General features: G+C 53.1%; 2 protein-coding genes and 1 other RNA gene. 1 reads left to right on the top strand and 2 read right to left on the bottom strand.

What is annotated here, in order from left to right; translation table 11 throughout:
• Positions 1-191 precede the first annotated feature (191 nt).
• An RNA gene (gene rnpB / locus RIC19_RS02505) (RNase P RNA component class A) lies at positions 192-596 on the top strand.
• 81 nt (positions 597-677) lie between these two features.
• Here the strand turns inward: rnpB and porV are convergent.
• Together porV and porU are read right to left on the bottom strand one after the other, a co-directional pair.
• Positions 678-1,895 (bottom strand): type IX secretion system outer membrane channel protein PorV, encoded by a 1,218-nt coding sequence (gene porV / locus RIC19_RS02500; protein ID WP_350176500.1) that lies wholly within the window; start codon positions 1,893-1,895, stop codon positions 678-680.
• A gap of 174 nt (positions 1,896-2,069) precedes the next feature.
• The gene (gene porU / locus RIC19_RS02495) at positions 2,070-5,951 is read right to left on the bottom strand and encodes a type IX secretion system sortase PorU (RefSeq protein ID WP_350176498.1); all 3,882 of its coding nucleotides are present in this window, start codon (positions 5,949-5,951) and stop codon (positions 2,070-2,072) included.
• Positions 5,952-6,000: the final 49 nt, after the last annotated feature.

The following is a 6,000-nucleotide window of genomic DNA, read 5'->3' as shown; positions in this document are numbered from 1 at the left end:
ATTTATGGTTCTGGCAAAGTCACTAAATTTGAGTTTAGCGGGCTAAATGAAAATTTAGTGAGGAAGTCAGAGCTTGCCCCGCATTTCTGCGGGGTTCATAAAGCGTTGATTTGCAATAGCAACGAGCTCCAAACATGCTCTCAGTATTGGGGCTATTCATAAACTCTAATAAATGTTGTACATTACCCCCTGCTGCAGGCTGCTCTATCGCGGCTGCCGGGTACGCCCGGCAGGTGAGGAAAGTCCGGACAACGTAGAGCGCCACGCCACCTAACGGGTGGGCTCCGGCTCCGGCCGGGGACAGAAAGTGCCACAGAAAGCTATACCGTCCCGGTGCAAACCGGGATAAGGGTGAAAACGTGCGGTAAGAGCGCACGCTCTGCTTTGGCAACAAAGCGGAGGGGTAAACCTCGTGGGTTGAAATGTCACGTACATCCCGATCGGGCAGCTGCCCGGCTGAGTTGCTCGCTCAGCTCACTCCGGTGATTCGGGAGGGGTAGGCAGATGGACCCTGCTCGTGAGGGCAGGGCTAGATAAATGATAGAGGTCCCGGTCTGACCGGGATACAGAATCCGGCTTACAGGCCTGCAGCAAAAATAAAAAAGCCCGGTACTTCGTGTGAAGTGCCGGGCTTTCCTTTTTACAAATGCTTCTGAAGTGCTCCTCCAAACATGCTCTTATTCAAGCTCGCCCATCGAGCCAAAGTCAAACAGCAAAGAGAATCGCAAAGTGTTATCCAGTGGGTTCCGCTGATTGGTGGTCGGTACGAGGTAGGAGAAGTTAAGGCCGAAAATATTGTACTTCAAACCCAACCCTACGGTCAGGTACTTACGTCCACCTTTTTGCAGGTGTTCATTGAAATAACCCGCACGTACGGCAAACTGTTGGTCATACCAGTACTCAACACCGAAGGAGTACATCAGCTCTGTGAGTTCTTCCCTAAATCCTTCCGGGGCATCGCTAAAGGAAGAGAAAATACCACTGATAGAAGACTGCTCCCGGTAGTCGTCGATGCCGATTTCGCCAGTCTCATCACAACCATCTCCCTGACAAGGGGTGGGCACCATCAGCTTGTTGATGTCGGTGGTAAGTGTCAGCGTATTGTACTCGTCCAGCTCCATGGTATAAGCAGCGCCCAAACCAATGTTGGCTGGCAGGAAGTCGCGGACTACGGAGTTGGTATAAGTAATGCGGGAGCCGATATTGGTCAAAGCAAGGCCAACAGTCAACTCAGAGTCGCCACGGTCCGTATCGATATCTGTACGGTAGGTGAACGCTACATCAGCAGCACCGGCTACGCCAGGCTCGATGGTTTCACCACCTTCCACCTGCTGTCCGGCAGCCAGGTTGGAGTAGATGAACTTACCCGTAAGGGAGGCAGAGAAGTTGTCCGTCAGTTTACGGGCATAAGCGGCAGAAACTTCAAATTCGTTAGGCTGCCCGATGGCCAGTGGCTCACCGTTTTGGTCCGTAAACTGAATGCTGCCCAGGGAGAAATAACGCAGCCCAAAGCCGAGCGTCTGCAAATCATCCAGCTTGTAAAAGCCGGTCAGATAAGCAAGGTAGACATCATTCAGCCCCAGGTTTTGCAGCCAGGGCGTATAGGTTGCCGACATGGCAAAGGTTTCCTCGGCAAAGACCAGCTTGGAGGCATTAAAGTGGATGGCATTGGCATCCGGAGATATGGCAATACCTGCATCGCCCATCGCGCCGGAGCGGGCATCCGCTACGATGCGGAGAAATGGGACGGCAGAAACAACGGTATTCGTACAGGGCGTACCGTCAAGGTTGTAGAACCTGCCTTCTTCTTCGTAGCACTGTGCGTCCGCTTGCCCAACGAAAATGAACAGGGCCGCTACAGGCAGAAGGAGTTGTTTAAAGAGTAAATTTTTCATGAGACGCTCACGGTTTTTCCAATTGATGTTGCAAATATACAAGTTTGTAGACTAGTAGGAGGTGTTTCTTGACAAGACCTTATCATGGGAGGGTTGGGTCTCATTTCAATACATACTACAAACGGCGTACCAAAGGATGCATTTCAGGAGTTAAAAAAATTAACATATAGCGAATTATTTCAAAATAACGAGCTTCTCGAACTCGCTCTCCCCAGTCCGTGCCTGCAGGCCAGCGCCTAGTGCCCGTACCTTCACCTTGTACAGGTAGACGCCCCGGGCAAGTTGGTCGCCGAAGTCGTCCCGGCCGTCCCACTCAATGCAATCGTCCTGCCGCAGGGCCCCATCGGTGACCATCGTTTGTTGCAGGGTTTTTACCAGGCGGCCCGATACGGTATAAATCTGTATGAGCACATCCACTTCCTGATTGGCCAGGTTGTAGTCAAACTGAAAGCAGGTCCGGTCGGTGAAGGGGTTGGGATAGTTGAGTACGTGCTGCAGGGCCACTTCTCCGGATCCGGCGACTACAAATTCGGTATAGCCGGTTGCTGAGTTGTTGGCAACATCCCAGGCTTTTACTTCTATCCGGTGGCGGCCTTCGGGCAGTTCATTTAGGGGGTAGCGTACCGTCCCTTTGGTGTAGTCGTCCAGCTCTGACTCGTAGAAGTCGTTGAGCAACAGGGCGTTTTGGGTGTCCTCGTTGAGCACGCCTTCCAGATCGTGGCCGATGCTGTTGCCTACCACGTTGATCCCGTTGTCATCGCTGAGCTTCACCAGGAGGGTGGGCTTGGGGTCGACCACACTGCCAAAAACGAAGTCTTCGGTATTCATAAAGACCTCCACCTGCGGCCCCTGATCATCAGCGATAGCATTGGGGTCAGTGCCGCCGATCTGAATGGCTTCGTAAGACCCAGCGGCATCGAGCATCCGGCTTTCGTCGGCTGCGTAGTAGCTGATTTTGCCACTGCCCAGCTCGTAATTGATGTCTTTAGGCACCACAAAGGTGAATTCAAATTGCCCGTTAGTGACCGATGCCCGGCCCCGGAAAATCACATTATTCTGAATGCGGTAATTGAATACGTTGTTCTCGCCTTGCCCCAGCGTACTGACCATCTGTGCTTTGTCGAACAAGGTAGGATAGACGATGCCGTTGAACTCCGTATCGATGTTGCCGCTGTTGTCGAGCACCACCCCTTCGATGGTTACTTTTTGCAACGCCCGGAGGGTATCACTACGCAGTGAATCCAGCGATGCAATAGCTGCGCCGTTGATGGCGGTGGTAGCGACGTTGTACTGTGGCAGCGCCAGTGGCATAGCCGGGTCACCGATGAGGGTGAATTTCCGGGTATTGTCGGTATCGTCAGTCTGGTTTTTCCCAAGCAGATAGGCTTCTCCAACGGTAAGCGGCCGCCCATCAGCTGACTTGGACAGGATGTACTCCAGAGCATTAGCGGTCAGCCGTTTGTTGCCTCCGGTAAATACAGGGCGTACCGTAGTCATCAGTGCCGGGGCACCGCCTTGTGAGTTCAGGATAACCTCTTCCCCTGCCGAAACAAAACTAGGGTCATCAAAACCGGTAAAAGTACAGGTGGCAGTGATGAAAATAGGCATGTTGTTCTTGTTGTCCCAGCTCAGGATATCCGAAATATTTAGGACCCGCTCCTGCGCCCAGCCTTTCGGGCCACCGTGGCCCAGATAAGCGACGGCAAAGGCACCTTTGAATACCGAGCGGTTGAGTTGCTCCGTAGCCAGCGGGTAGCGCTCCCCCCCGGGGGTGGATTCCTCCGGGAAGGCATCGAGGTAGATTTTCTCCAGGTTCATAAAGGGTACCTGGTTTTGGACCGTTTCGGCTACATCATCCGCATCTCTTTGGTGGGTGTTGCTGTCGCCATCATCAGCCACAAAAACCAGTTGGTTGCGCCAGTCGCCCAGGGTGCTGGCATTTTCGTTATAGTTGACGATTTTGGCGGTTATGTTTTCGAGCTCTTCATTGCTTTTTACGGGCAGGCGGCCGATGGAGATGTTCAGGTCTCCCCGCAGAGGGTCATTGGGGCTGCTGCCATAAAGGACACCGTAGAGGTCATCGGTAGGGTAAGCGAAGACCGGGTGCAGGCTGTCATCCTGATAAGAAGGGATAAAGTTGCCACCCAGCCCATAGATATCACGGTTGTCGAAAGAGGCATCCCCGATCAGGAGCAGGTAGTTGAACTTGTCAGAGCGGTCATAAAGCATGCGGCAGAAATCGCGGATAGCGGTTGGTTCTGCCCGGCCTCCGCCAAATTCATTAAAAATCTGTTCCGGAGTCACTAGCTCTACAGAAATATTATTGAACCCCGCCCGGTGTTCTGCCAGCCGCAGTGCTCCCGTTTCAAAGTCGGGATGATAGATGATGACCATATCAGCATCCGTAATGCCGTGCACGTTTTGGTTGGGAACAGCACCAACGGCTTCAGGCGTTAGCAGGTTGCCGTTGGGGTCGAATGCTACGAACTCACGCAGGCTGTTGGTCTCGGCACCAAACCGCAGGGTGTTGCCCGAAAGGCTGTACTGTTGGGCGCGGGGCTGAAGGGGCGCGGTGACGTCCCAAATTTGCAGGTTTTCATTGGCATTTTGAAGCTCAAAGGTGGCGCTGCCATAATTCAGGGTTTCGATATCCCGGAACGCTGTTTGAGCACCGGTAAAACTATAGATGAGATTGCAGCGCACATTAAACTGCACCCAGTCTACCCAGCCTTCACTGTCATCTCCGCTGCCTTGTGGGAACGGGTAGCGGAGCCTGACATTACTGCTGTTGGTGCTGACAAAAACAGAGTCTGAGACCTTGGCATATCGTGCATACTGGGCCGTATTATCCGAAGCGGTATTGATCGCGGGTGTGGAATCTGCATCATTGCTTTCGAGGGTTTGCCCGGCTACATCCATAAAAAAGGAGGAGCGGATGCGGGCACGCAAGGCCAGGCGGGCTTCCACATACACAGGCTCAGACTGGATAAGGTTGTCAAATTGGAAAAGATCAGTATAGGTGTACTCCCGGGCCACCTTGAAATGATCACCAAACCATTGTTTGCCGGCCCCCTGCGTCTTGGACCACTCGTGCAGGATATTGATTTCTTCCGGCTCGAAGCGGCTGTAGTTGTTGTAGGAGGTAGTGGTATATTCGGTGCTGCTGAGTGAGGATTGCGCTGTAATGCGCTGCCCGTTGTTGCCGCTCACCTTTATAAAGTAGTAATTGGCCACGTCGTAAGGGTTTTGCTGCCAGAAGAACTGCCGTTCGGTTTCGTCATAAGCCCAGATGCTTGCCCCCTGCCCGTAGAACAGCAGGTAGTCCCCGTTGTCGAAGCTGCCATCATTGCCGCCTTCTATCCGGATCGGGAGCTCCGCCAGGTCATCGGTGCGGGGGTCTTCTGAGTAATAAGGCAGTTTACCGCCAGGGATGCCCAGTAGTTGAATCCGTGCGGGGTCGATATTATCGATATCCATGCCCAGCTCGTCTTTAAGAAAGCTATAGGTCAGTTTGTGCATGCCCGTTTCCGAAACGGCAATTTTGTAGATAGCCCCATCGCTGAGCTTGGAAGTTTCGGTATTGTTGGGCCCTCTGAAGGCAATGCTGTTGCCCGCATCCGGCCGCAAGGTGATGCGTATTTTAAAACTTTTCAGGCGCTCGTACCGATTGCCTTGCCTGATGATCGGCACAAAGGCCACCCGGCCGTAGTAGCCCTCCCGGTGGCGGGTCATAGTGGTTTCGAATCGCAACTGTTCTTCGAGCTGCTCGGCAGCGTCGGGCGTTTTCTCCCAGCCGAAAGCTTCGTATTCGGCTTCCAGTACTTCCACCCGGAGCTGACCGGCCCCTTCCACTTCAAACCGCCGGGAAAACAAGGGGAGTACCTTATCGCTCTGGGTGGCTCCTTCAAAAGCCCAGTAGTGGTTTACCCGGCCATCGGCCAAGACTTCTTGTGGCGCTGCCGCCCAGTCGAGCGATTGAGTGAACTCCAAAGGGAGTTGTGCCAGCAAAGGCGTGGTCAGGGCAAGCAATAAACAAAGGGTGTTAAAACTTTTCATAGTATACTTCTTTGAGGAGTTGGGCAGTTCTTTGAACAGATCTGAAAAT

The organism is Phaeodactylibacter sp. (genome assembly GCF_040219495.1).
Taxonomy (GTDB): domain Bacteria; phylum Bacteroidota; class Bacteroidia; order Chitinophagales; family Saprospiraceae; genus Phaeodactylibacter.
Note: the sequence above shows the minus strand (reverse complement) of the source record. Positions and strands in the feature narration are given on the sequence as shown.

Coding starts and splice junctions, on each gene's coding strand:
- porU (WP_350176498.1), bottom strand. CDS start 5,951: ATGAAAAGTTTTAACACCCTTTGTTTATTGCTTGCCCTGACCACGCCT.
- porV (WP_350176500.1), bottom strand. CDS start 1,895: ATGAAAAATTTACTCTTTAAACAACTCCTTCTGCCTGTAGCGGCCCTG.